Genomic DNA, 25,886 nt, shown 5'->3' on the forward strand with positions numbered 1-25,886 from the left:
GTGCAGGGGCTTATGCTGCGGTGAAACCAAAAGGTGCCGCAGTGCAGAATAACCCGCATACCACGCTTATTACTCCGACAGCGCCCGTTGCGACCACATCTCATGGTGGCCGGGCGAAATGTCTGCAACGCCTTGTTCGTCTGGACTTGCCTGTGCCACGCACGGTGGCTTTGTCCTTTGATGCCGTGCAAAAGATCGCAAGTGGTCAGGTTCCGGACATTGACGCAATTCTTGAACAGTTTGATCAGGCTGCGTTGCTATGTGTCCGCCCAAGCTCTGAGGATCCTGACTGGGGCGGGCCTGGCGCTATCCTGAATATCGGGATGAATGACGCGCGCTATGTGGACCTGTCCGATTCAATGGGTGTCGAAGCTGCGGCGGCGCTTTACCTGCGTTTTGTCCAAAGCTTTGCCGTCCATGTCGCACGTTTGGATGCCGACGTATTTGACGATATCGACTCTGACGGCCGCGAAGGTCTGAAGCTATCGCTTCGCGCCTACGAAGATGAAACGGACGAAGCCTTTCCCCAGGATAGAGGAGAGCAACTGGTTGCCGTTCTCCGCTCGATGGCGCGGGCTTGGGACGGGACGTCCGCGCGCCTGTTGCGGCAGGCCAAGGGTGCCCCTGCGGATGCCGGGCTGGGTCTGGTCATTCAGGAAATGATCCCCGGTGTCGGGCAGGGTGAATGTGGGTCGGGTGTGCTGCAACTGGTTGATCCCACGACCGGAATGCCGCAATTGACTGGCCGGTACCTTAGTCAGAGCCAGGGCCGCGATGCATTGGGCGAAGGCGTTTCCGCACTGTATTTGGAAAAGGACCCGCGCGGGACGTCTTTGGAAGACGTCGCGCCCGAGGCTTTTGCCGAACTTAAGGCGCACGCTGCCCTGATGCGCATTAAATTGCGCGAAGAGATGCAGGTCGAGTTTGTCATTGAAAACGGCCACGTCCATATTCTGGATGGCGTTCGCGTTCAGCGCAGCGCAAGGGCTTCTATGCGGATTGCCGTGCGGCTGGCCGAGGATGGTATCATCCCACCGCAAGAGGCCGTCATGCGGGTTGATCCGCATTCTCTGAACGAACTGTTGCACCGTCAGGTTCATCCCGAAGCGCGCCGGGATGTGCTGGCCACTGGCATCGCAGCCAGCCCCGGCGCAGCCACAGGGAAAATAGTATTCACTGCCGCCGAAGCGCAGGCCAGCGCTGCCCGGGGCGAGCCGTGTATTCTGGTCCGCCGCGAAACCGCGCCTGAAGACGTACGCGGGATGCATGCGGCCGTCGCGGTCTTGACCGAGAAGGGCGGGATGACCAGCCACGCAGCCGTTATCGGGCGCGGTCTGGGCCTGCCCTGTATCGTCGGCGCGTCCGAGATGCGGTTTCAGACGAAAAAGAAACTGCTGACGGCATCTGACGGGCGTGTGTTCCAGACTGGCGATACGCTGACCATTGATGGGACCTCCGGTCAGGTTCTTGCCGGGCAGCCCGCGATGCTGGAAGCCGCGCTGGATGACTGTTTCCAAACGCTAATGGGCTGGGCCGATGCCGAACGCGACATCGCCATCCGTGCCAACGCCGATACACCCGCCGACGCGCAAACTGCGCGAAACTTTCTGGCGCAGGGGATCGGCCTGTGCCGGACCGAGCATATGTTCTTTGATCCCGGCCGCCTGATCGTGATGCGCGAGATGATCTTTGCGCAAACCTCGTCGGGCCGAGAGGCGGTGCTGGAACGGCTATTGCCGATGCAGCGCGACGATTTCGTGCAGCTTTTCCGGATCATGGAAGGTCAGCCCGTTTGTATCCGACTGTTCGATCCGCCTCTGCACGAGTTTCTGCCCACCACGCGCAGCGGTCAACGCGAGCTGGCCGAGGCGCTGGACCTGCCGGTGTCGGATGTCGAGCGCCGCGTCGCCGCCATGACCGAGTATAACCCGATGCTGGGGCTGCGCGGGGTTCGGCTGGGTGTCACTGTTCCCGAAATCTATGACATGCAGGCGCGAGCGATTTTCGAGGCAACGCTTGAGGCCAGCAAGAACGGTGCACCCGTTGTGCCCGAGGTGATGATCCCGCTGGTTTCGGCCAAGCGTGAGGTCGAGCTTGTGAAATCCCGTATCGATTCCGTCGCAGCCTCGGTTGCATCCGAACAGGGGCAGGAGTTCGAGTACCGTCTAGGGGTCATGGTCGAAACACCGCGTGCATGTCTGCGGGCGGACGAGATCGCGCCACAGACTTCGTTTCTCAGCTTTGGGACGAACGACCTGACCCAGATGACCTATGGGCTTTCCCGAGATGACGCGGGGCGCTTTATGTCGGCTTACGTTCGGCAGGGTGTTTTCGCCGAAGACCCGTTCCACGTGCTTGATCCGGACGGTGTGGGCGAGTTGCTAAGATTGGGGGCCGAGCGCGGCAGACAGGCCCAGCCGGACGTGACATTGTCCGTCTGCGGCGAGCACGGGGGCAATCCCGAATCAATTGCCATCTGCCGAGAGCTCGGATTCGATTATGTGTCCTGTTCACCGTTCCGCGTGCCGGTCGCTCGGCTGGCTGCCGCGCAATTAGCGATTTCGTCCAGACTTGGGGGTTGACACTTACCCTTTCCGCTAGGATTAGTAGGAAACAAAGCACGCCGTCGTCGATCATTTTTGACGTTACGGCGATTTTCCACTTGCTTTTCCGCGAAAACTGGACGTTTCCGTTTCAATTCGGTATGAGCCTCGTCGCGCCCGCCGGGGGAGGGTTTGGCGCGGAATGTGCCTGTGCGAGGTTATCTGATGCTACGATACATACTGGCTGTTGCCACATTGGCAGCAACCGTGCTGCCGAGTGTTTCCGTCGCTGAGAGGGAAACCACTGATACTGCCAAGCGTGAACTTGTGACGCGGAGCGAATTGCCCGGTCAGAATTTCCGTGAATATCTGAGTTTGTTCAAACCGCGAAAAACGGTTGAACCACAAAAAATGTCTTACTCGAAGTCATGGCTGGACGAACAGCCTGCGGCTGCGGGGGATGAACACTTCAAGTGTTTGGCCGAGGCGCTGTACTTTGAGGCCCGTGGCGAAAGCGTTCGCGGCCAGTTTGCTGTGGCCGAAGTTATTCTGAACCGTGTCAAAAGCAGCCGGTTTCCAAATTCGCTGTGCGGTGTGATCAAGCAGGGGACAGGCAAAAAGTACCAATGCCAGTTCACTTATACCTGTGATGGGCGCAAGGAAGTGATCCACGAGAAGAAGGCCTACGAGCGTGTGTCGAAAGTCGCGCGGGCGGCCATTGATGGTGTAGTCGGTGAAATGACCGAAGGTGCCACGCATTACCACACCACTGCGGTTCGCCCGTCCTGGTCGCGTGTGTACAAGGAAACGGCGCGCATTGGCGTGCACATTTTCTACCGTCACAACTATCGGACGGCGAGCAACTAACTGACGCACCCGCGCTGGAAGCTTGCTGGCGCGGGATGTTTTTTGACTTATGTTGCGGGCCGGGAGGCCCGTAATGACATTGAACCGCAGACAATTCATGCAAACGACTGCTGCGGCGGTCGTTTTGCCCAGCTTTGGGTGGGCTTCATACCCTGCGCTAGTGGCTCAGGAAGCTGTGCAACAGATTGCCCCGGAAGGGTTTTCTAAGACGCGCGTCTGGACCTATGGCGGTCAGGTGCCCGGTTCGGAAATCCGGGTATCTCAGGGTGCGCGCGTCCAACGAAGATTGTCGAACACTCTGCCGCAGCCGACAACCGTGCATTGGCACGGGATTCGCATCGACAACGCAATGGACGGTGTACCGGGGCTGACTCAGGATGTCGTTCAACCGGGATCTTCCTTTGACTATGATTTCAAGGTCCCAGATGCCGGAACATATTGGTATCACGCGCATAATCGCTCGATGGAGCAGGTTGCGCGGGGGCTTTACGGGCCGCTGATCGTTGAAGAGGCGGTCGCGCCGGATGTCGATCGCGATCTGACATTGATGTTGGATGATTGGCGACTGGACCCTGAAACCGCGCAAATCATGGACGATTTTGGGAATGGTCATGACCTGAGCCATGCGGGACGGCTGGGAAACCTTGTTTCCGTCAATGGGCGGTTTGATCCTGCCTATTCGGTGGGCAGCGGCGAGAGGTTGCGTTTACGACTGATTAACGCGTCCAATGCCAGGATATTTGATCTTAGGCTGGATGGCCTGACCGGTTGGATCGTTGCACTTGACGGTATGCCCTTAGAGGGTCCGCTAGAGGTCAGCGACAGATTTCCCCTGGCACCGGCGCAAAGGGTAGACCTGATCGTGGATGTCCGGGCAGAACCTTTTGGTACTGCGAACCTCGTGAGTTTTGAAAGGGACGGTAGCTATGGGCTGGTTCGGTTCGGCGTTTCCGGCCCGTCGAAACCTGCTCGAGCCGGAATTACGCCATTGGTCCCGAACCAAATGCCTAAGGTCTTGGTTGAGGATACTCCTCTGCATCGAATGGAGATGCAGGGAGGCGCGATGCGTTGGCTGGACACGGCAAGGATCGGAGAGACAGAGCTTTCGGGGCAGGAACTGGCTCAGCTCGGGCGGTTTTGGGCATTGAACGGCAATGCCGAGCGACCGGCAGAGCCGTTTTTGGATGTCCAAAAGGGGACGACCCATAGGATCGAGTTCGTCAACGAGACTGCGTTTCCACACGCGATGCACTTACACGGTCACCATTTTCGCCTGATCCTTCAGGACGGGACCTTGGGCCCGTGGCGCGATACTGTTTTGGTTGAGCGTGGGCAAACCCGTCAAATCGCACTTGTGGCGGATAATCCGGGCGACTGGCTGTTGCATTGTCATATGCTGGGACATGCTGCTTCGGGTATGATGAGCTGGTTCCGCGTCACCTGACGCCGCATTCGACGACTAGAAAGGCGTTTGTTGCGGTGTTATACGCGCCCGCATCGTTTAATTTGGGTAAGCCCGTCCCAAAAGCCCGAAAAGGTTCGCTGCATGAGTTCCGAAATCCGTCTTGCCTTTGCGCACCCCTCTGAGCGGTCCGAGGCAACTGCCACTCTGGGGCCGTTGGATCGCATTTCTCTGCGCGACCATATTGTCGAAGTTGAGATCGGCGCATTTCAGGCGGAGCGCGGTACGACGCAGCGCATCTGCTTTAACATAGTTGTTGAAGTGCGCCCGCTGACCGATCCTATCGACGATGATGTTGACCGGATTTTGTCCTATGACCGGGTGACAGAAGCAATCGCATATGAACTGGCCGCCGAGCGTCTAAACCTGCTGGAAACTCTGGCCGACCGGATTGCGGAACGGATTTTGTTTGAGCCTCAGGCTGTAAGGGCTTTTGTAAGAATAGAAAAATTGGATCGCGGCCCAGGTGCCTTGGGCGTTGAGATCGTGCGTGGCCGGGATATGGCCCATCATGATCTGGTCGAGGAAGAGCGCCCGCACCCGCGACTGGTATTCTTGTCGAACGAGGCCATTGCGTCCGACAATCTGACCGGTTGGATTGATCAGTTGGAGAACCGTAAACGCCCGCTGATCCTTTGTGTCGGGGCCGCAGATATGGCGGTTCCGCAAACAGGGCACGCGATGACACAGCGTCGGATTGACCTGCTGGCCATCGAACAAAATGCTTGGGTGCTGGCTGCGCGGGATCATCGCTGTGTCGTTGTGTCGACCCGAACGGAACTGGATTGGGCGATGAAGAACGGCCAGATTTGCGTATGGGCACCGTCCAAGATTGTTCTAGACGCGGTGGATGGACCGTCTGCTGCTCCGTCTGATGCAGTTGCATTGGCCGCATGGTTCGCCGCGACTTTTGAGGCCAGCGAGATGATGGTGATCGGTGGGGGCTTGCCCGAAGCGCCGAAAACCCCGTTGCGTGCAGTACCCGTGGATCAGGCGCGACTGTGACAGAATACTACCGCCCTTTGGTTCAGCATGGCCCGGCTCGTCCCGATGGGGCAGTAGCCTTGGCTGGGCAGCAGCTTTGGTTTTCTCACGTAGAGCGGCTTAGCCGCGTGGATGCCCCTGTGGTTCTTCCGGTAGGCGAAGTACCGGTTCAGGACTTGGATCGCTTGACGAGACCACGCCAGCCGGTTGCTGGTCTGGCGATGGACCGCCCTCAGATCATGGGTATCCTGAACGCCACGCCCGACAGTTTTTCGGACGGTGGGCTTCACAACTCGGTCCATGCGGCACAGGCGGCTGCGCGGGCTATGGTTGACCATGATGCAAGCATTCTGGATATCGGCGGTGAATCCACACGGCCCGGTGCCTCTTTTGTGCCTGAAGCCGAAGAAATCGCGCGGACCGAACCGCTGATCAGGGCAATTCGGGCTGAAACGAATGCGCTCATTTCCATAGATACGCGCAAATCTTCGGTTGCAAAGGCCGCGTGGAAGGCGGGCGCGGGGCTGATCAATGATGTCTCGGGCTTCACTTTTGATCCGCAACTGGCGCCGTTTTGTGCCGAGGTTGGTGCGCCGGTCTGCATTATGCATATGCAGGGTGATCCGGCCACGATGCAGGATAATCCCACTTATGATGACGTTCTGCTGGATGTGTATGATTTTCTAGACGGCCAAGTGAATTATCTGGAGCGGCTGGGGCTGGACCGCAGCAAGGTCCTGGTCGATCCGGGGATTGGCTTTGGCAAATCCGAGGCCCATAACCTGACTCTGCTCCAGAACCTCAGCCTGTTTCACGGGTTGGGCTGTCCGATTCTATTGGGTGTATCGCGCAAGGGCTTTATCGGCCAGATCGGCAAAGAGACGCGCAAGGATGCCCGTGCGCCGGGGTCGATTGCAGTCGGGTTGGCAGGTCTAGCACAAGGGGTGCAGATCCTGCGGGTACATGACGTAGCTGAGACGGCTCAAGCCTTGCGTCTTTGGGCTGCCGTCCGGTAAGCCATCTACAGGCAAGAATTTACGGAGTGACATCTATGCGCAAGCTGTTCGGAACCGACGGGGTACGGGGCACCGCGAACACGCATCCGATAACGGCTGAGATGGCCCTTCGCATCGGTGCGGCGGTTGGGCGGTATTTCCGCCGTAGTCAATCCGGAGCACACCGGGTGGTAATCGGTAAGGATACGCGTCTGTCAGGCTATATGCTGGAAAGTGCTTTGACGGCCGGTTTGACGTCGACAGGTATGAACGTGCTTTTGCTTGGGCCGGTGCCGACTCCGGCGGTGGGTCTGATGACCCGGTCAATGCGTGCTGATTTGGGGGTCATGATCTCAGCCAGTCACAATCCGGCGGAAGATAACGGAATTAAGTTCTTTGGTCCTGACGGGTACAAGCTGTCCGATCAGGCCGAGATCGAGATTGAGAAACTAATCGAAGAAGGTGTGCGCCCAGCCCAAGCGCAGAATATCGGGCGTGCGCGGAGGGTTGACGATGCGCGTTTCCGCTATGGTGAGCGTATCAAGTCGTCATTGTCCCGCGATTTACGACTGGACGGGTTGAAGGTCGTGGTGGACTGTGCAAACGGTGCCGCGCACCGGACCGCGCCCGAGGTTCTTTGGGAACTGGGGGCCGAGGTTGTTCCCGTTGGCGTTGCGCCCAACGGCAAGAACATCAATTTGAACTGTGGTTCAACCAAGCCGCAACTGGCCGCAGAAACGGTTGTGGCGCATGGTGCAGACGTTGGGATTTGCCTTGACGGTGATGCGGATCGCGTCGTCATGATCGACGAACACGGACAAGTGGCCGACGGCGATCAGTTGATGGCCTTGCTGGCAACCTCGTGGGCCAAGGCCGACAGGCTTAATGGCGGCGCTTTGGTTGCTACGGTTATGTCAAACCTTGGGTTGGAGCGGTATCTCATCGCTCAGGGGCTGCGGCTGGAGCGAACGGCGGTCGGCGACCGTTATGTGGTTGAGCGGATGCGTGAAGGCGGGTTCAATCTGGGTGGCGAGCAATCCGGCCACATCGTCATGAGCGATTTTGCGACGACCGGCGATGGTCTTATGGCGGGACTGCATTTCTTGGCCGAGATGGTCCATTCTGGCCGCAAGGCGTCCGAGCTTTCGGCGCAGTTCGAAACCGTGCCTCAGTTGTTGAAGAACGTGCGTTATGCAGACGGGCAGACGCCGTTGGAATCCGCAAGCGTTCAGGCCGCAATCGCGGATGCCGAGGCGCGTTTGAACGGGCAGGGGCGTCTTCTTATCCGCAAGTCCGGGACCGAACCGCTGATCCGTGTCATGGCAGAATGCGAGGACGATGCCTTGTTGGGTCAGGTCGTCGACGGTATCGTGGCCGAAGTCGAGGCTGTTACCGGTTAGTAACCAAATAGCATCTTGCGCAGGCTGAACCATTGGCTGATCGCCAAGCCGGTCAGGATCATGGCTAGGGCGACGAAGAACCGAAGTGGCAACGCTTCGGACAAAATCCATGCGCCAAAAACCATTGACCAGATTGGGACCTGGTAATTCACCAGCGTCAGAAAAACCGATCCTGCGCTGCGGATGATCGAAACGCGCAGCAATGTGGCAAGCGCCGTTGGCACGAGGCCAAGTGCGATGATGGCTAGGCTTGGTCGAGTACCTTCCCATGCCGGCAACCCTTCGGTCATCAACATGATGGGAAGCAAGATTATCGCGCCAACCAACAGGGTCAGGGCGGCCAGAACCACGGGGTCAATCGGTGGGCACCGTCGTGTGAAGATGGATGCGCAGGCGTAGCACAGCGCGGCGCTGACGCAGGCCAGTTGGGCCAGAGGTTCCGTGCCTTGCCCGATCTGCGCCAATCCCGGTCCGATCAGCACCAGCGCGCCGGAAAATCCAAGACATACACCCACAAGGCGGCGCGCATTCAGAGGCTCATCCGAGAAGAAATGCGCCAGCGGCAGAACCATCAGTGGAATTGCGGCCATCGACAGACCTGCAAAAGCCGATGGTACAAATTGCTGCCCCCAGCTCAACAACAGGAAGGGTAGGGCCGAGGACAGGATGCCGATGATCACAATCGACCACCACAGTGCCGCAGAAAATCCGGGCATCCGACGTTTTGTGACGGCCATAAGCCCCAGCAACGTCACCGCACCCAAAGTGGTGCGCGCGGTCGCGACTGTGATCGGTCCGTACCCTTCAAGCGCCATGGCGACGACCATGAATGTGCCGCCCCAGATCAGGCCCAGAGAGAATACACCGCTCCAGTCGCGGGATGTGGGTTGATCGACCATTTACGCCCTCCGGCCCGGACAAAAAGGGCGACCCGTGGGCCGCCCTTTCGCACTATCCCAAAAGGATCAGTTCTTTTCTTTGTCGACCATTTTACCAGCCGAGATCCAGGGCATCATGGCGCGCAGCTTGGCACCGGTTTCCTCGATCATGTGCTCGTCATTGGCACGGCGCGACGCTTTGATGGTCGGCTGGCCAACGGCGTTTTCCAACATGAAGTCACGAACGAATTTACCCTGCTGAATGTCGTTCAGAACCTCTTTCATGCGCGCTTTGGTCTCGTCGTATTTCAGGATACGCGGGCCGGTGACGTACTGGCCGTACTCAGCCGTGTTCGAGATCGAGTAGTCCATGTTGGCGATGCCGCCTTCATAGATCAGGTCCACGATCAGCTTCACTTCGTGCAGACACTCGAAATAGGCCATTTCAGGCGCGTAACCTGCCTCGACCAGCGTTTCAAAGCCGCAGCGGATCAGTTCGACCAGACCGCCGCACAGAACGGCCTGCTCACCGAACAGGTCGGTTTCGCATTCTTCACGGAAGTTGGTTTCGATGATGCCCGAGCGGCCGCCACCGATGGCCGAGCAATACGACAGGCCAATTTCCAGCGCCTTGCCGGTTTCGTCCTTATCGACGGCAACCAGACAGGGTACGCCGCCGCCTTTGACATATTCTCCACGAACGGTGTGGCCGGGGCCTTTGGGGGCCATCATGATGACGTCGACGCCTTCTTTCGGCTCAATCAGGCCGAAGTGGACGTTCAGGCCGTGGGCAAAGGCAATGGCCGAGCCGGGCTTGATGTTGTCATGCACATATTTCTTGTAGGTTTCGGCCTGCAGTTCATCGGGCATGGTGAACATGATCAGGTCACACCATGCGGCTGCTTCGGCGATGCCCATCACGGTCAGACCTTCGGCTTCGGCTTTCTTGGCCGAGGCCGAGCCTTCGCGCAGCGCAACGACAAGGTTCTTTGCGCCCGAGTCACGCAGGTTCAGTGCGTGGGCATGGCCTTGGCTACCATAGCCCAGGATGGCCACTTTCTTGTCTTTGATCAGGTTGATATCGCAATCGCGATCGTAATAGACGCGCATGTCGCTGGTCCTTTCTGTTTGACTTGGCGACGGTTCTACTTGCGATCTTTCGAGATAGCGATAGCGTTTTCCTTGTTATTCTGTATGGATTGTGAGAAATTATTCTCTCAATTGCCAGAATTGGAAAAAATCATGCTCGACGACGTCGACCGGCGAATCCTGCGCCATTTTCAATCTGATCCCACATTGTCGACCGCGGAACTGGCCGAGCGCAGTCGTATCAGCGCAAGCCTGTGTTGGCGTCGCATTGAAAAGATGCAGGAAGCCGGCGTGATCGAAGGGCAGGAGGCCATCATCGACTGGGCCGCGCTGGGGTATGCCGTAGAGGTATCGCTTCGGGTCACGCTGGATAAAACGCAACCCCGCGCGTTTGACGAGTTTACAGCGGCCGCCCGTCAGGTGCCCGAGGTGATAGAGATTCAAACCTTTCTGGGCCGTGTGGATGTTCGGTTGTCGATATTGGCGCGGGATATGTCCCACTATCAGAAACTCTATCGGGATCAGATTCTGACTCTGCCGCATATCGCGGATATCGAGGCCCTGATGCACATCGCGCGCGTCAAAAGCGAAGTGGCTCTTCCAGTATGATCGAGTTGGATGAGATCGACCGCAATATCCTGCGCGCTTTGGTGCAGGAGGCATCGCAAAGCGCAGGGGCATTGGGGCGCAAGTTGGGACTGTCGCAACCCGCTACCTGGCGCCGTATTCGGCGACTGGAAGATGCAGGGGTGATAAAGGGTCGCCGCTTGCGTTTGAACGCCGAAGCTTTGGGTTTTGGCGTGACGGTCTTTCTTGGCGTCAAACTGGCCCGCAAAGGGCAGGTGAGCCTTGAGGACTTTGAACGCGCCGTCAGCGCAATCCCCGAAGTGCAAACCGTCGAGCACGTACTAGGGCTGTATGACTATCGGTTGCGGGTCGTTGCACGCGACCTTGCTGACTTTGAGCGTGTCCTGCGACGGCGAATCATGACCTTGCCCGGAGCCGGAGATGTCGAGGCCAATGTTCTTCTCAGCGAAGAGCGATTACCCGGGCCAATCGGCTAAATCAGTATTTTGTGCGGATGCGGTACCCCGGATGATGGGTCATCCGCGCAAAGGTCATGGGCTGACCGTTCTTCCATGTGGTGCGTTCAAGTTGAATCATGGATGCCCCTGCTGTGGTCCCCATGAATTCAGCCAGGCGACCATCCGCAGACACCGCGCAGAATGCGACCTCGGCCTCGGTGAAAGGAGCTGCATTCAACAACCACTCGTGCGGGCCATGTGCGTTCAGATCGGCGTGCTCAACTTCTGGGACGGCATCTATGTTGATCCAGCGTTCTTCCAGTTGGAAGGGGCGATTGTCGGCGTAATGCATGCAAATCACGTGCAGCACCCGCACGTCCGGCGAAACGCTAAGCTGTGATGCAAGCCAACCCGGACTTGCAACCACGTTCCGTTCGACCAGGGAATACCGGTAGGTAGAGTTTTGGCTTTCAACTGACTGACGCGCCAGCGAAAATTCCAGCTTTGCATGTTTGCTGGGCTCTTTTTTGACGCGCGTACCGCTTTTACGCTTTCGCTCGACAAAGCCTTGTTCGGCCAATTCACGCAAGGCCCGGTTCACGGTTGCGCGCGCGCAATTGAACTCTTCAGCGAGTTGCGTTTCCGTCGGCAGCAAGGATCCCTGTGGCCAAATTCGAGTTTCGATTCGCCTTTTAACCTCGTCCCGAACAACTTGAAAACTGATCCGTTTTTGCGCCGTCACGACCCGAATTACCTTTCTTCCATAAAGTGAGTGTATCTGGTCAGAAACACGCATCGGTGTAAAGGGGCGTTGACACTGTTTGGCGTCACATTTTGGGGTGTTTTTTGCCAAAAAAATCAAGTTTTCTATTGAACTTATGGGCTTCCCTGACGTCAATTGCGTTCGGCAGGTATCACTTGCCACCAAGTGCCCGTATTTGGGGCCGGCAATGCAAAGTGAAAGGACGTGTCATGCCAGCACTATTGGATACCGTTGACCCAAATGGGCTTGAAGAATTTTCGGTCGTCTTTACGGACCGTTCTCTGAATCACATGTCGGTACAGTTTCAGCAGGTCATGCGGGACATTTCGGCGATGCTGAAAGACGTCTACAACGCGGACGGCGTCGCGGTTATCCCCGGAGGCGGCACCTATGGCATGGAATCCGTCGCGCGTCAGTTTGCCCGGAATCGAAATGTTCTGGTCGTTCGCAACGGATGGTTCTCTTATCGTTGGAGCCAGATCATAGAAACCGGCGGTCTGACGGCCTCGACAACGGTGCTCAAGGCGCGGCAGGTCGGGAACTCCAGCCCTTCGCCTTTCGAACCAGCTCCAATCGAAGATGTCGTTGCGACCATACAAGATCAGCGCCCGGATGTGGTGTTCGCCCCGCACGTGGAAACGTCGGCGGGTGTCATTCTGCCCGACGACTACGTGACAAAAATGGCTAGAGCCGCTCATGAGGTTGGTGCGCTGATGGTGCTGGATTGCATCGCGTCGGGATGCACGTGGGTCGACATGAAGGCTACAGGTGTCGATGTTCTGATCTCGGCCCCTCAGAAAGGGTGGAGCGCGTCGCCCTGCGCCGGTTTGGTCATGTTGTCCGAGCGCGCAGAGGCGCGGTTGGAAGAAACCACCTCAGACAGCTTTGCGATAGACTTGAAAAAATGGCGTCAGATCATGGCGGCATACGAAAACGGTGGCCACGCGTATCACGCGACGATGCCGACGGATGCTTTACGCGCCTTTCGTGACACGATGGTTGAAACCCGCGACTATGGATTTGACAAGCTACGCCGCGCGCAATGGGCGCTGGGTGACGGTGTCCGCGCGATGTTGAAGGAAAAGGGCGTGATCTCTGTCGCGGCCGATGGCTTTGGCGCACCCGGGGTGGTGGTAAGCTATACGTCGGACCCGGACGTGCAAAACGGTAAGAAATTCGCCGCTCTGGGCATGCAGATCGCGGCTGGTGTGCCCCTTCAATGCGATGAACCGGACGGGTTCAGCACATTCCGGCTGGGTCTGTTCGGACTGGATAAGTTGTATGACGTAGACAGGACCATCGCACGGTTGAAACGCGTCTTGGATCAGGTTCTTTGAGCGTCGGCATTCACCGAACGCCAAGGCCCATCTGCATCAGTGTCTTTCGCACCGTCGGCAGCGAATAGAGGGCGTTCAGCCCCATCGCCCGAGCATCACGCAACGCCCGCGTTTCGATCATCGAGGCGCGGTTAAGAAGGTCGATGCCTTTGACCCTCATCGCGATCTCGGTGTGTCGGGCTTTGTGATAGGCATCCAGCATTTGCACGTCACCAAGGCCCTCGGGCCGTTCAGCGGCAAGGTCCAGCAGGCTGCGAAGATCACCCAGTGACATATTCAGACCCTGCGCGCCAATGGGCGGAACGACATGCGCAGCCTCGGCCATCAATGCGATCCGTTCCCCGGACAGACGTTCAGCCGACTGGCTGACGATCGGCCAGATGGTTCGCTGCGAGGCAAGTTTCAGCGGGCCGAACAACCCGCAAGAGCGTTCGGTCATGGCGGCCTCAAAAGCTTGCGGCTCGGTGTTCAGCAACTCGACCGCGCGCGGTCCACGTTCCATCCACACAACCGCGGAAGAAGGCTGACCCTGCCAGTCCGGTAGAGGGACCAGAGTGAATGGGCCACCGGACCGGTGAATCTCGGTCGAGACATTGTCGTGTGGGATTGGGTGCGTTACTGCAAAGGCCAGCGCCTTTTGCCCGTAGCGCGTTGTTTGCACAGAAATTCCAGCAGCTTCGCGCATCGGGGAATCGCGCCCATCGGCAGCCACAACAAGTTTGCAAGAAACACGGCTGCCATCACTCAGTCCGACGCGGGCGTAGGCGGTTCGGGTGAACAGGCTGGCGGTTCCGGTCCCCGGGCGGAAATCGACATTCGGAAGTTCAGCCAGACGGTTCACCATTTCGCGCCGAAGCAACCAGTTCGGCAGGTTCCAGCCAAAGGGTTGATCCGAAATGTCGGCGGCGTCAAAGTCCCGCACCACACGTGGTTCAGGCACGTCGCCGCCTGCATCCACGATACGCATGATCTGAAGAGGGGCGGCATGCGGGGCCAGCTTTTCCCACAGCCCACACTGTTCAAGCAACCCGCGTGCTGGTTGCAAAAACGCCGTGGTCCGCATGTCCGAGCCGTCGACATCGCGTTCGGTAACAGGTGGAACAGGGTCGACGCACACGACGTCAAACCCGGCTGTCCCAAAGGCTGCCGCAGCAGTCAAACCGGCAATCCCGCCACCAGAAATCAGGATGTCACAGCTTTCAGTCATGGCCTTGGTCTCCGTATCTTAGGCAGACCCTAGTGCGGTTCCAAGGCGTGTGCCAAGTGACATCCTGTCCCGTGTCTTAACCTCGGGTAATCAGCAAAAGGATCAAGAACATCACCGGCACCATCATCACGGCGGGGATGTAAAGGCCCGGCAGGCCGAACAACAGGGTCGAACAACCCCACATGCTGAAGATCGCAAGTGCGGCATAGCCCCAATCCTCGGCCTCGCCATGGGCAACGTCTTTGGCCATCCAGCCAAACAGGGGAATTGCAAACAACAGACGCTGCCAGATTGGCAGACGCCGAGGGGCCTCGATCGCGGTCATGGGTGTCTCCGTTTCTATTCGTCGCTGAGGCGCATATAGGGGCGATGCTGCGTCTGCGAAATACGCGGAAAGTCGTAGTGTGACAGCCTACCGCAGGCGGGACAGAAATGACGTTAGGTCGTCGGTATGATGGTGGATATGATCGGCCTCGTGCGGCTCGGGTGCGACGTGGACCGTCCGCATCCCCATCTCGTGCGGGGCAGCCAGATTGCGCGGGTCATCTTCGAACATCGCGGCTTTTTCTGCGTCAATTCCGTCGCGCTCAAAGATTGCTTCGAACGCGGCTTTCTGTGGCTTTGGGCGATACTCTGCGTGCTCGATGCCGTAAATCGCATCGAACAATCCGCTCAGGCCACGCGCCTGCAATACGCGCTCGGCATAAGGCGCGCTGCCGTTCGTATAGACGATCCGGCGGCCCGGCAGGGCGCGGATGTGATCGGCCAGATCGGCGTCCGGGTCCATATGGCTCATGTCGACCTGATGAACGGCATGAAGATATGGGTCCGGGTCAAGGTCGTGCTCGGCCATCAGCCCGGCCAGAGTGGTGCCGTATTCGCGCCAGTAATGCGACCTAAGCCGATCTGCCTCGGCCCGGTCGACGCCGATGGCCTGAACCACGTAGTCCGTCATCAGCACCTCGATCTGATCGAACAGGCGCATATGCGGCGGATAAAGCGTGTTGTCGAGGTCGAACACCCATTGGGTGACGTGAGCAAATGCAGGTTTGACCATGGCTTGGGTTTAGGCCGCCATGTCCCGGTTTTCAATGCCGGACTTGATTGCGGGGGTCTGAGGCGGATACACAGGTCCGAACGAGGAGACGATCCATCCCATGCCCCAGTCCAAACAGTCCAACAAGGACGCCTATAGCCTGATACTCGAAGCGATTGACGTGGGCGTCTACAAACCCGGAGACCGACTGGTCGAGAGCGAACTGGCCGAGCGGTTCGGCGTATCGCGCACCCCCATTCGCGAAGCGTTGCAGCGGCTTGAGACGCAGTCGCTGCTGGAACGGGATGGGCGGTCGTTGATCGTGGCCTCGCTGGATCACAACCAGATGGCCGAGCTTTACGTGGTGCGTCGTGAGTTAGAGGGATTGGCCGCGAGTCTGGCGGCGAAACACGCGACCGAAGAAGAGATCAAGGTGCTTCAGGATATGGTTGCCGCCGACGATGCATTGGTCGATGACCCGACCGCTTTGTCCCGTGCCAACCGCCGTTTCCACGAACAGATCCACCTGGCTTCGCACAACCGCTATTTGGTTCAGCAATTGGATTTGGTGCATCGAACGATGGCTTTGATGGCAACCACTTCTTTGGCGGTGCAGGGCCGAGGCGAGATCGCCCAGAGCGAACATAAAGGCATTGTCGAGGCCATCGCTGCCCGTGACGAAGCCGCTGCCGCCCGCGCGCTCAAAGAGCATATTTCCGTCGCCTTCATGACGCGTCTGAAACAGGATGCAGTGCGCCGCGAAAACTGACGTTTATTCTGGCTGAATCTCTTCGCAGGCTTGCCCGTGTTGGGTTTTGTCCCAGAAGAATGGGTTTCCGATCAATTCCCACAACGCTTTGTAAGCTGCGACAACCCCAAGCGGAAAGTACAAGGGCATAGTTGGCACCCAAGGTACAAGAAACCTTCTTTCCCGCGCCCAAACCGACAGGACTCCGGCGAAAAGGTTTGTGAGTTCTGCGGCAAGGAAGAGGGCAAATAACGAAAACAGCGCCCAACGCGGCAGCAGTGCCTCCATCGGGTTAAGCATCCCCAGCGCGGTCAGCCAGAACACCCAAAGAGCGGGTGCCAACAGAAATTGCCCTACCGTTCCAAGAAAGAACGCTTGAAAGCCTAGAAACTTCAAGGCTCCGAGGTCGTTCCAAAGCTGGACGGGGTCACGCATGTGAACGAGATAGGTGACCATGAAACCCTTTAGCCAGCGCGAACGCTGTTTCACCCAAGGCCAAGCGCGGAAATTAGCCTCTTCAAAGGTGGTGGTGTCGACCATCTCGGTTCTATACCCCGCGCGGCTTAGCCGCACACCCAGATCCGCGTCTTCAGTGACATTGTGGGCGTCCCATCCGCCCAACTCCAAAAGCTTTTTCCGGCGGAAAAAGAAGGTTGTCCCGCCCAGCGGAACCACAAGACCCAAGCGCGCGATACCCTGCAACAGAATGCGGAACCAGCTATTGTATTCGATTGTAAAACAGCGCGACCTCCAGTTGGTGCGCGGGTTGTAATAGTCCAGTCCCCCTTGCAGACAGACGACGCTATCGTCTGCATTCGCGAAATGCGTGACCACACGTTCGATCTGATCGGGCTGTGGAGCATCCTCGGCGTCCCAGACACCCAGAATGTCGCCCCTGCAAAAATCGAGTGCATAGTTCATTGCCCGGGGTTTCGTTGTCAGCCCGCTTGATGCCGGAACTTCGACGGACCTGATCCAAGACGGCAGGTCGACATGCGCAAGCGCCGCGCGTGTGACATCGTCGGATGCCTCAAGAACCAAAATGACGTCCAATAAGGCCTTGGGATATGTCAGGCGTTGCAACCGTCGTATCAGGGCGTCTGCTATTTCTTCTTCCTTGTACAGAGGCACCATGATCGACACACGGGGAAGGGGCTGCGGCAAGGGTTTCGGGGCGCTTTTGGGGGTCTGAAACCTCTGGTGCAGAAAACTCAGCAAGCCGCTTAACCGTAGTGCAAAAAACAAGATCAGTGAGCAGACCGCGAGTGTCACGAAGAACATCAGTCCAATTTTTGGTAACGCTGCGAAAATCGCCACCACAGCGATCAGGGCTGCAAGTGGTTTAATCCGTGCGCGACGTGCCCAGGATCGACAGCTATGCTTTGCATCCACTCGGGTCTCGGCATCCGCTGCCAGTTGGGGCGAAAACATAGCGGCAATCGTGCCGTCTATATCATCTGTCGCCGCAAGGACGGGCAGGACAGTAAGGCCGACTTTGTCCAAGTGCGCTCGAACTGTTTCAAAGCAATCCGGCTTGGCAGTCGCCACCAAAAGGAATGGGCCCACCTGTTTCCAAGGGATCGCGTTATGTTCAAGCCAGAAGCGAACGGGCTTTATCTGGCAAAGCTCAAGAGAAGGCGGGGATGCGATCAGATCAGCAAATTGAAGATGGTTTTGGTCAGCAAGCGCGTTCATCACGTCGCGGCGGTTGACCCAGCCTTCGGCCACAAGAATCTCGCCCAGTGGCACGTCCTGCCGGGATCTGAGATCCAGCGCTTTTTCCAACTGCGCCTGGGTAATCAGGCCACTCTCAAGCAGGCAGATGCCCAAAGGTTTTCTGACCTGCACAGGAATAGGCGCCGCCTGCGCAAAGTGTTGCAGGTTCAGTTCAACCATAAAAAAACCCTGACACGTAAAACCGGTGTCAGGGTTGGTATATTTAGGTTAACAGCGGGTTAATTCTAACTAAAGCAGCCGTTATACCTTTGCTTTTTGGTTCGCCATCGCCTCGGCGAACCGCTCGAACAGGTAGAAACTGTCCTGTGGACCAGGTGATGCCTCGGGGTGGTATTGCACCGAGTAAACAGGGCGATCTTTCATACGAATACCGCAGTTCGACCCGTCAAACAGCGAGCGATGGGTTTCCACGACACCTTCGGGCAGTGATTGCGCGTCGACAGCAAATCCGTGGTTCATCGAGGTAATCTCGACCTTGCCAGTATCCAGGTCCTTGACCGGGTGGTTTGCTCCGTGGTGGCCGTGGTTCATCTTGACGGTCTGACCACCCAGCGCCAAGGCCAGCATCTGATGACCGAGGCAGATCCCAAAGACGGGCAGGTCGGTGGTCTCTAGCACCTCTTTGATCATCGGCACGGCGTATTCGCCGGTCGCCGCAGGATCGCCCGGACCGTTCGACAGGAACACCCCGTCGGGTTCGTGCGCAAGGACTTCGGCTGCTGTTGCCGTGGCCGGCAAAACTGTGACGTCGCATCCTGCGGTGGCCAGGCAGCGCAGGATGTTGCGCTTGGCACCGAAGTCCAGGGCCACAACCTTGTGCGCAGGGGCGTCCTGACGGGCGTAGCCATCGGGCCAGGCCCAACGCATCTCGTCCCACCGATAGCTCTGGGCGCAGGTCACTTCCTTTGCCAGATCCATGCCTTCCAGTCCGGCAAACCCGCGTGCGGCCGCCACCAGAGCCTCGATATCGAAATTCCCCTCAGGGTCATGAGCCAGCGCGACATGCGGCGCTCCCTGCTGACGGATCTCGCGGGTCAGGCGGCGGGTGTCCACGCCGCCAATAGCAATACGTCCCCGACGGGCCAGCCAGGTTTTCAGTTCTTCCGCCGCGCGCCAGTTCGATGGCTCGGTCGGGTCCCATTTGACCACCATCCCGGCTGCAACAGGGTCAGCGGTTTCGTCATCTTCGGGGTTCACCCCGACATTGCCGATATGGGGGAAGGTGAAGGTGACGATCTGACCGGCATAGGACGGGTCCGTCATGATTTCCTGATAGCCGGTCATGGCGGTGTTAAAGCACAGTTCGGCCACGGTCTGTCCGGTGGCGCCAAAGCCCATCCCGTAGAACAATGTTCCGTCGGCCAATGCCAGACATGCGGTGGGCTTGGTCGGGGCGTTCTGCGACATGGGGCGACTCTCTTGCAGGGTAAATCGGCGCATACCTAAGGGGCTTGGGCGCTTGGGTCAAGTCTGTTCAAATTTTGTGCTATTGTTAAAAATCAATAGGTTAGCCATATTTCTTCCCTGTTGTATCACGCTTTTTGTTTAGATATGGTCGTGGTTCCTTTTCCATGGGGATGGACAGATCATATGGATATGCGATCAAGGGTGAACTCAGCCCTGAAGCAGGCAATGAAAGATAAGGAGGCCGAGCGTCTGTCGACGCTGCGGCTGATTAATGCCGCGATCAAGGATCGTGACATTGCGTCACGTGCCTCTGACAACGAAGAGGCGAAGGGCTGCGGCGATGCCGAGGTTCTTGAAATCCTTGGCAAAATGACCAAACAGCGCAAGGAAAGCGCGCGCGCCTATGAAGAGGGCGGGCGGTTGGACCTTGCCGAGCGTGAGCTTCGCGAAGTCGAAGTTATCGAGGAATTTTTGCCCAAACAACTGGATGAAGATGAGGTCTCTCAGGCCATCCAGACGGCAATCTCGTCAACAGGCGCTGGTTCGATTCGGGATATGGGCAAAGTGATGGGCGAGCTGAAGTCGCGCTACACTGGCCAAATGGATTTCGGCAAAGTGGGACCGATGGTCAAAGATCAGCTCTGCGCGGCTGCAAGCGGCAGCTGCTGACCGCTTTCGCCTCAAACACGACGTTACTGCGCGACCGGGTCGCGCAGTTTCTCTGTCAGATCGTCATACAGGGCGATCCGTTCTTCTTCGGTCAGGAAAGACCCGATTTCCACTTCGCGCCCGTCGCCCTTCAGCGTGACATAGTTGGGTACGGGGCCGCCATGCTTGTGCATCTCAGGGCGCGCCCAGTATCGGTTGCAGGTCCATTCCTGTGACCCTCGGCCGGGATGGTGATGGACAAGCCGGGCCTGCGTACCTGTCAGAGTGAATACCTCAAAAACGCTGCGGGAACGATAGTTCGCCTGTATTGCCAACCACAATCCGACCACTGTCAGCAGCAGGAATGGAAGTAAACCCCATAACAGCACGGAACCCAGAACTGCCATCATGGGGATGAGGCCGAACAAAAAGACCGCCAGAACAACACGCATAGCCCATTTTGGCGGCAGTGAGTTATGCGGCCACAGGCGCAGTTCCAGATTCGATCCAGAGGTTTGATTCCATCGGTAGGGCATGGTCAAAAAATAACGTCTTGCAATGCAAAGTCGACGCCAAATGATCACACAACGTGACCTACGCGCGACCATGACAAGGCGTCGTCCAGCCGGTCGTCGCCCCAGAAAACCTCGCCCCGCACGACAAGGCTGGGCGCGCCGAATACGCCAAGACGGGAGGCGCGGTCAGTTTCGAATTCCAGTGCTGAAACCGCATCAGGGCTGCGGGCACGTGCCAGAGTCAGACGAGGGTCTTGCTGGCACCGTAAAAGAGCCTCGGAAATTGCCGCCTCGCTGCCAGCTTCGATGCCGTCTTCGAACCAGATCCGGTAGAGGTTTTGTGTAAAGCTCTTGCCCCATCCATCCTGTATTCCCATCAATGCGACCTGATTGGCAAGTTCGAGGTCAGAAATTGGATAGGGCGCAGGCAGACGGGCGTGGATATGATACTTGGCAGCTCGCCGCTCGATATCGCGCCACATATACGCCGACTTAACAGGCTTACCAGCAAATGGGATGTTCTTCTGTTCGGACATGACGCTTCGGACATTGAAAGGGCGCCACGCAACTGCGACATCATTCTCAGCGCACCAGTCGTCCAAGCGCATGATCGTCAGGAAGCTGTACGTACTGCCAATGGAATACCAAAAATCAATTTCGGGCATTGGATCACCCCGATCTCAGAGTTTCAGTTTCCATAATAGCCTAATTTTTGGATTTTTTCGATCTCTGCCGTTTGACGACTTTCCACAAAGGTCAGTACAGGGTGCTATCCATGCGTCCCATGGGCATGACCTTGCTCACCGATTGCCTGACGCATGTCGATAGCAACGTTCTGCACATGGTGGACTGATGTGAAGGTCCGCCAATCATCTGAAACATCATGAACTTCAAATTGCGATCTTTTTGGGAGTCTCGGAGCATCTGTCCAACGCGCGTTACCGACGGGTAATGAAAAAGCCCCGCACGAGGCGGGGCTTTCTTTGTTCCTTAATGGAAGGGATCAGTGCGCGTGGCCTTTGTCCCAGTCTTCCTGCTTTGGAAGCTGCTCGAACGTGTGTTCGGGCGGCGGGGTGGGCAGGGTCCATTCCAGCGTGTCTGCGTATTCGTTCCACGGGTTCGGGCGTGTTTCTTTAGCGCCGCGCAGCAGGGCGTAGATCACGATGCCGAAGAACAGCAGGAACGAAGCGAACGAGATGAACGCACCAATCGACGAGACAAAGTTCCACTGAGCGAATGCCTCGGGGTAGTCGATATACCGACGCGGCATCCCCTGACGGCCCAGGAAGTGCTGTGGGAAGAATGTCAGGTTGGCGCCGATGAAGAACAGCCAGAAGTGAACCTTGCCCCAGAATTCCGAGTACTGGCGACCCGTCATCTTCGAGAAGTAGAAGTATACGCCCGCGAAGATCGCAAAGACGGCGCCCAGGCTCATCACGTAGTGGAAGTGTGCCACGACGTAGTAGGTGTCGTGATAAGCACGGTCGATACCGGCCTGAGAAAGAACAACACCGGTCACACCGCCAACGGTGAACAGGAATAGGAAGCCGAAGGCGAACAGCATCGGCGTCTTGAACTCAATCGAGCCGCCCCACATGGTTGCAATCCATGAGAAGACCTTAACGCCGGTTGGAACCGCGATGACCATCGTTGCCAGCATAAAGTAGGCCTGCTGACGCAGCGACATGCCAACGGTGTACATGTGGTGCGCCCAGACGACAAAGCCCAGAACACCGATCGCAATGATCGCCCAGACCATCGGCAGGTAACCGAAGATCGGCTTACGCGAGAAGGTGGCGATCACGTGGCTGATGATGCCGAAACCGGGCAGGATAACGATGTACACTTCCGGGTGGCCGAAGAACCACAGGATGTGCTGATACAGGATCGGGTCACCGCCACCGGCTGGATCAAAGAAGGTGAAGCCAAAGTTGCGGTCCATCAGCAGCATGGTGATCGCGCCTGCCAGAACCGGCAGCGACAGAAGAATCAGCCACGAGGTGATGAAGATCGACCAACTGAACAGCGGCACCTTGAACAGGGTCATGCCCGGGGCACGCATGTTCAGGAACGTGGTGATCATGTTGATCGCGCCGAGGATCGAGGAGGCGCCCGATACGTGCACGGCAAAGATCGCAAGGTCCATGGACATGCCGCCCTCTGTCGTGGACAGCGGCGGGTAAAGCACCCAGCCAACTCCTGAACCGAGCTGGTCATTGCCACCGGGGCTCAGCAACGAGGCCACACCCAGCGAGGTACCAGCGACATACAGCCAGAAGGACAGGTTGTTCATCCGCGGGAACGCCATATCCGGCGCGCCGATCTGCAACGGCATGAAATAGTTGCCAAATCCGCCAAACAGGGCAGGGATGACAACGAAGAACATCATCAGAACGCCGTGATATGTGATCATCACATTCCACAGGTGTCCATTGGGGGTACATGGGTCGGCCATGAACCCTTCGAGGCACATGTACTGCACACCGGGGTGCATCAGTTCGAGCCGCATATAGACGGTCATCGCCACCGAGATAAACCCGGCCAGCGCCGAGAAGATCAGGTACAGAATCCCGATGTCCTTGTGGTTGGTCGACATGAACCAGCGGGTAAAGAACCCACGCTGGTCTTCATGATCGTGACCATGAATGGCTGCGTCTGCCATTAGGTGCCTCCTGTTACAATTCTACCGCGCAGCCGGACCTCTCCGGCGCGCGGGATTCCTGCTGGTTTTAGAATGCGAAGAGGGCGCCTTCAATGGTCGAGTTTGATCTGGATCAAGATTAATTGTCGCGGGCAGGGGCCCGAAACGTGCATTGTCGGCTAAATTCACCTTTCAGTTGGGTATTGGCTGTCAAAATTCAAGCGCTGCGCGTGACAGAGGTTTCTTCGCTTGACCCTGGTGCGGACGAAACGCAGAACTGGGCGTAACGCCGAAATCGGAGATTTGACATGACCGCCTACGATCCAGAAAACATCTTTGCCAAGATCCTGAAGGGGGAGATCCCCGCGAACCGCGTTTACGAGGATGACGATACACTTGCGTTCATGGACATTATGCCCCGATCGGACGGTCACCTTTTGGTGATACCCAAAACACCGTGCCGCAATATGCTGGATGCATCTCCGCAGCAACTGGCATCAGTGATGGCCACTGTTCAGAAACTGGCCAAGGCGGTGGTGAAGGCCTTTGACGCTGACGGAGTAACGATCCAGCAATTCAACGAAACGGCCGGAGGGCAGGAGGTGTTCCATCTGCATTTCCACGTTCTTCCTCGCCACGAAGATGTTGCTTTGCGTGCGCCCGGAACAATGGGGGATTTCGACCTGATCGCGGAGCACGCCGAAAAAATCAGAACTGCTGTTGGCTGAACGTCACGCACTTGATCACCGGGTAGTCGGAACTTCTTGCGGGCCTTGGGCAGTTGATGCGGCTTCGGCCAAAGTGAGAAAGTTTGGGAAAGCCGGATGCGCGAAGTACGGAGGGTGGATGCCCCAGAAATGAATTGCCGTTCCGATTTGGGGTCGGAACGGCAGACTCGTAAAAAAAACTTTTCCGTTTTCGCAGAAATCCCACGATTACCGGTTTAACACACCACTCACTCTAGAACGGTGAAATCAGTCTAACCGCAAATCTCGGGCCTGTATTCATTTGAGTGGGGTTGAACAGACAATTGTCATGATTCACTCGGCTTTTGTGCGAGTTTTGGGCGCGCTTTGGAAACAGAGCGCAAGCTGGGGTGTGGATTGTTAACCAACTGGAGTCGCGAAACGATTCGGTTTGTGACGTCAGGCCCTGATCGTTTCGAATATTTGGGAAAAGGTTTTCTGTAGCGCGGCATCCATGTCTGCCATCGTGACAGGCAGCCCCAAGTCGACCAAAGACGTTACACCATGTTCGGAAATCCCGCAGGGCACGATCCCTGAGAAATGATCAAGATCAGGTTCCACGTTGATCGAGATTCCGTGAAAGCTGATCCATTTGCGTAGTCGCAAGCCAATCGCTGCCACCTTGTCCTCGGCAGGGGTGCCCGAAGCCGTCAAGGGCTTGTCGTCCCGGCGCACCCAAACACCGACGCGACCATCCCGGATTTCACCTTTGACATTGAATTCCGCAAGTGACGCGATCACCCAGGCTTCTAGCTGTTTTACAAAGTGCCGGACGTCTTTCCCGCGTTTGTTCAGGTCAAGCATTACATAGGCAACCCGCTGGCCGGGGCCATGATACGTGTACTCACCGCCGCGCTTGCTTTCGTAAACGGGAAACCGATCAGGATCGGTCAGGTCTTCGATCCGGGCGGATGTTCCTGCGGTATAGAGCGGGGGGTGCTCGAGCAGCCAGACGCATTCACCTGCTTCACCGGCCGCAATTGCCGCTACCCGCGCCTCCATAAAGGCCACGGCATCGTCATAGTCGGTCAAGCCGTCAGTGATTTTCCATTCCATGAGGTCTCTTACCGCGCGGTATCAGGCAGGAAAAGGGGTTACGCCGCCTCTGCCAAACAGCGCCTAAGGATTTGCGCATAGGTATCTTGGCCCTGCGCCCCTGTCACAAGGTACTTGCCGCCAAACACCATCGAAGGCACGCCCGAGATGCCGCGACTGGTCCAGAATTCCTGCTTCTGTCGCACTGGTTGCACGTGGGCACCAGAGGAAAGGACCTGCTGTCCGGCGACCCTGTCCAATCCGACGGCTTCAACACCGTCGAGAAGGACTTTGGGATCGGAAATATCCTTTTGGTCGGTGAAATATGCCTGAAACAGAGCCATCTTTAGCGGGTGTTGACGCCCTTGGGCATCGGCCCAGTCCAAAAGCTGGTGTGCGGCAAAGGTATTGTAGATTCGGGACTCTTCGTTGAAATTAAATAAGAAACCCAACTCTGCGCCGAGCTGCGTCAACCGATCACGCGCTTGCTGACTTTGCTCGGCCGTAGACCCGTATTTCTCAGCCATGTGCTCGCGCAGGTTTTGCCCTTCGGACCCCATAGCAGGGTTCAATTCAAACGGGTGCCATCGGAGTTGCGCAAGCACCCCCTGTTGCTGCAGCGCCAGATCAAGCTGCCGGAAGCCGACAATACACCAAGGGCATACCACATCCGAGACAATGTCGATCTGGATGATCGGGCGCGTGTCTGTTGAAGTCATGATGCGTCTCCGGATCAGGTGGCAAAGTGAAATCTGTGATACAGATATGAAGGTCGAAAAGGAATTCAATCCGGCTTGTTTTTTGCCTCTTCACATCCCGTTCC

The 25,886-nt window shown here is 57.4% G+C and carries 25 protein-coding genes; 12 read left to right on the plus strand and 13 right to left on the minus strand.

Features of this window, described 5'->3' with window-relative positions:
• Positions 1 to 20: 20 nt before the first annotated feature.
• The 6 genes from GOX73_RS02325 to glmM all read left to right on the plus strand — a co-directional run bounded on the left by GOX73_RS02325 (position 21) and on the right by glmM (position 8,251).
• On the plus strand, positions 21 to 2,582 hold the full coding sequence (locus tag GOX73_RS02325; RefSeq protein WP_171122849.1) for a pyruvate, phosphate dikinase: 2,562 nt from the start codon (positions 21 to 23) through the stop codon (positions 2,580 to 2,582).
• 186 nt (positions 2,583 to 2,768) lie between these two features.
• Positions 2,769 to 3,410, plus strand: a complete 642-nt coding sequence (locus GOX73_RS02330) for a cell wall hydrolase (protein ID WP_171122851.1) — start codon at positions 2,769 to 2,771, stop codon at positions 3,408 to 3,410.
• A gap of 73 nt (positions 3,411 to 3,483) precedes the next feature.
• Positions 3,484 to 4,854 (plus strand): multicopper oxidase family protein, encoded by a 1,371-nt coding sequence (locus tag GOX73_RS02335; protein ID WP_171134767.1) that lies wholly within the window; start codon positions 3,484 to 3,486, stop codon positions 4,852 to 4,854.
• 102 nt (positions 4,855 to 4,956) lie between these two features.
• On the plus strand, positions 4,957 to 5,877 hold the full coding sequence (locus GOX73_RS02340) for a dihydroneopterin aldolase (protein WP_171122855.1): 921 nt from the start codon (positions 4,957 to 4,959) through the stop codon (positions 5,875 to 5,877).
• A complete protein-coding gene (gene folP / locus GOX73_RS02345; protein WP_171122857.1) occupies positions 5,874 to 6,872 on the plus strand; it encodes a dihydropteroate synthase in 999 nt (332 codons plus the stop codon). The genes GOX73_RS02340 and folP overlap by 4 nt, the downstream gene beginning before the upstream one ends.
• Positions 6,873 to 6,907: 35 nt before the next feature.
• Positions 6,908 to 8,251, plus strand: coding sequence for a phosphoglucosamine mutase (glmM, locus tag GOX73_RS02350; protein ID WP_171121090.1), 1,344 nt, complete (start codon positions 6,908 to 6,910; stop codon positions 8,249 to 8,251).
• On the opposite strand, the gene GOX73_RS02355 is transcribed toward glmM, so the two are convergent.
• Both GOX73_RS02355 and ilvC read right to left on the minus strand, forming a co-directional pair.
• Positions 8,248 to 9,150 (minus strand): DMT family transporter, encoded by a 903-nt coding sequence (locus tag GOX73_RS02355; RefSeq protein WP_171122859.1) that lies wholly within the window; start codon positions 9,148 to 9,150, stop codon positions 8,248 to 8,250. The two genes, glmM and GOX73_RS02355, sit on opposite strands and share 4 nt — an antisense overlap.
• A 66-nt stretch (positions 9,151 to 9,216) precedes the next feature.
• The gene (ilvC, locus tag GOX73_RS02360; RefSeq protein ID WP_171121092.1) at positions 9,217 to 10,239 is read right to left on the minus strand and encodes a ketol-acid reductoisomerase; all 1,023 of its coding nucleotides are present in this window, start codon (positions 10,237 to 10,239) and stop codon (positions 9,217 to 9,219) included.
• A gap of 132 nt (positions 10,240 to 10,371) precedes the next feature.
• On the opposite strand from ilvC, the gene GOX73_RS02365 reads away from it, so the two are divergent.
• Positions 10,372 to 10,827 (plus strand): Lrp/AsnC family transcriptional regulator, encoded by a 456-nt coding sequence (locus GOX73_RS02365; protein WP_171121093.1) that lies wholly within the window; start codon positions 10,372 to 10,374, stop codon positions 10,825 to 10,827.
• Positions 10,824 to 11,282 (plus strand): Lrp/AsnC family transcriptional regulator, encoded by a 459-nt coding sequence (locus tag GOX73_RS02370; RefSeq protein WP_171122861.1) that lies wholly within the window; start codon positions 10,824 to 10,826, stop codon positions 11,280 to 11,282. The genes GOX73_RS02365 and GOX73_RS02370 overlap by 4 nt, the downstream gene beginning before the upstream one ends.
• Position 11,283: 1 nt before the next feature.
• On the opposite strand, the gene GOX73_RS02375 is transcribed toward GOX73_RS02370, so the two are convergent.
• Positions 11,284 to 11,898, minus strand: coding sequence for a GntR family transcriptional regulator (locus tag GOX73_RS02375; protein WP_371808559.1), 615 nt, complete (start codon positions 11,896 to 11,898; stop codon positions 11,284 to 11,286).
• 317 nt (positions 11,899 to 12,215) lie between these two features.
• Between GOX73_RS02375 and GOX73_RS02380 the strand changes: the two genes are divergently transcribed.
• Positions 12,216 to 13,343 carry an aminotransferase class V-fold PLP-dependent enzyme gene (locus tag GOX73_RS02380; protein WP_171122865.1) on the plus strand — a complete coding sequence of 376 codons (1,128 nt, stop codon included), beginning with the start codon at positions 12,216 to 12,218 and terminating at the stop codon, positions 13,341 to 13,343.
• Positions 13,344 to 13,353: 10 nt separating this feature from the next.
• Here the strand turns inward: GOX73_RS02380 and GOX73_RS02385 are convergent, their stop codons facing one another.
• The 3 genes from GOX73_RS02385 to GOX73_RS02395 all read right to left on the minus strand — a co-directional run bounded on the left by GOX73_RS02385 (position 13,354) and on the right by GOX73_RS02395 (position 15,607).
• Positions 13,354 to 14,550 (minus strand): UbiH/UbiF family hydroxylase, encoded by a 1,197-nt coding sequence (locus GOX73_RS02385; RefSeq protein WP_171122866.1) that lies wholly within the window; start codon positions 14,548 to 14,550, stop codon positions 13,354 to 13,356.
• A 76-nt stretch (positions 14,551 to 14,626) separates the two neighbouring features.
• Positions 14,627 to 14,875, minus strand: a complete 249-nt coding sequence (locus tag GOX73_RS02390; protein ID WP_171121098.1) for a hypothetical protein — start codon at positions 14,873 to 14,875, stop codon at positions 14,627 to 14,629.
• 87 nt (positions 14,876 to 14,962) lie between these two features.
• Positions 14,963 to 15,607 (minus strand): pyrimidine 5'-nucleotidase, encoded by a 645-nt coding sequence (locus GOX73_RS02395; protein ID WP_171122868.1) that lies wholly within the window; start codon positions 15,605 to 15,607, stop codon positions 14,963 to 14,965.
• 100 nt (positions 15,608 to 15,707) lie between these two features.
• Between GOX73_RS02395 and GOX73_RS02400 the strand changes: the two genes are divergently transcribed.
• Positions 15,708 to 16,355, plus strand: a complete 648-nt coding sequence (locus GOX73_RS02400; RefSeq protein WP_171121100.1) for a GntR family transcriptional regulator — start codon at positions 15,708 to 15,710, stop codon at positions 16,353 to 16,355.
• A gap of 3 nt (positions 16,356 to 16,358) precedes the next feature.
• Here the strand turns inward: GOX73_RS02400 and GOX73_RS02405 are convergent, their stop codons facing one another.
• Together GOX73_RS02405 and carA are read right to left on the minus strand one after the other, a co-directional pair.
• A complete protein-coding gene (locus GOX73_RS02405; protein ID WP_171122869.1) occupies positions 16,359 to 18,230 on the minus strand; it encodes a glycosyltransferase in 1,872 nt (623 codons plus the stop codon).
• 81 nt (positions 18,231 to 18,311) lie between these two features.
• On the minus strand, positions 18,312 to 19,478 hold the full coding sequence (gene carA, locus GOX73_RS02410; RefSeq protein ID WP_171122873.1) for a glutamine-hydrolyzing carbamoyl-phosphate synthase small subunit: 1,167 nt from the start codon (positions 19,476 to 19,478) through the stop codon (positions 18,312 to 18,314).
• Positions 19,479 to 19,661: 183 nt separating this feature from the next.
• Here carA and GOX73_RS02415 point away from each other — a divergent pair, with 183 nt between their 5' ends.
• Positions 19,662 to 20,147, plus strand: a complete 486-nt coding sequence (locus GOX73_RS02415) for a GatB/YqeY domain-containing protein (RefSeq protein ID WP_171122874.1) — start codon at positions 19,662 to 19,664, stop codon at positions 20,145 to 20,147.
• 23 nt (positions 20,148 to 20,170) lie between these two features.
• Here GOX73_RS02415 and GOX73_RS02420 read toward each other — a convergent pair whose 3' ends face one another.
• From GOX73_RS02420 to ctaD, 3 genes are all read right to left on the minus strand, one after another.
• Positions 20,171 to 20,662: a DUF2244 domain-containing protein gene (locus tag GOX73_RS02420; protein ID WP_171122876.1), complete on the minus strand. Its 492-nt coding sequence runs from the start codon at positions 20,660 to 20,662 to the stop codon at positions 20,171 to 20,173.
• A gap of 44 nt (positions 20,663 to 20,706) precedes the next feature.
• On the minus strand, positions 20,707 to 21,306 hold the full coding sequence (locus GOX73_RS02425) for a 2-hydroxychromene-2-carboxylate isomerase (RefSeq protein WP_171121105.1): 600 nt from the start codon (positions 21,304 to 21,306) through the stop codon (positions 20,707 to 20,709).
• 338 nt (positions 21,307 to 21,644) lie between these two features.
• A complete protein-coding gene (gene ctaD / locus GOX73_RS02430; protein WP_171121106.1) occupies positions 21,645 to 23,303 on the minus strand; it encodes a cytochrome c oxidase subunit I in 1,659 nt (552 codons plus the stop codon).
• Between the two features lie 287 nt (positions 23,304 to 23,590).
• Between ctaD and GOX73_RS02435 the strand changes: the two genes are divergently transcribed.
• A complete protein-coding gene (locus tag GOX73_RS02435) occupies positions 23,591 to 24,010 on the plus strand; it encodes an HIT family protein (RefSeq protein ID WP_171122878.1) in 420 nt (139 codons plus the stop codon).
• A 417-nt stretch (positions 24,011 to 24,427) separates the two neighbouring features.
• On the opposite strand, the gene lipB is transcribed toward GOX73_RS02435, so the two are convergent.
• Both lipB and GOX73_RS02445 read right to left on the minus strand, forming a co-directional pair.
• Positions 24,428 to 25,084: a lipoyl(octanoyl) transferase LipB gene (gene lipB, locus GOX73_RS02440; RefSeq protein ID WP_171122880.1), complete on the minus strand. Its 657-nt coding sequence runs from the start codon at positions 25,082 to 25,084 to the stop codon at positions 24,428 to 24,430.
• Positions 25,085 to 25,122: 38 nt separating this feature from the next.
• On the minus strand, positions 25,123 to 25,782 hold the full coding sequence (locus GOX73_RS02445; RefSeq protein WP_171122882.1) for a DsbA family oxidoreductase: 660 nt from the start codon (positions 25,780 to 25,782) through the stop codon (positions 25,123 to 25,125).
• Positions 25,783 to 25,886 lie beyond the last annotated feature (104 nt).

This window comes from Ruegeria sp. HKCCD7221, from assembly GCF_013031225.1.
Classification (GTDB): Bacteria; Pseudomonadota; Alphaproteobacteria; order Rhodobacterales; family Rhodobacteraceae; genus Ruegeria.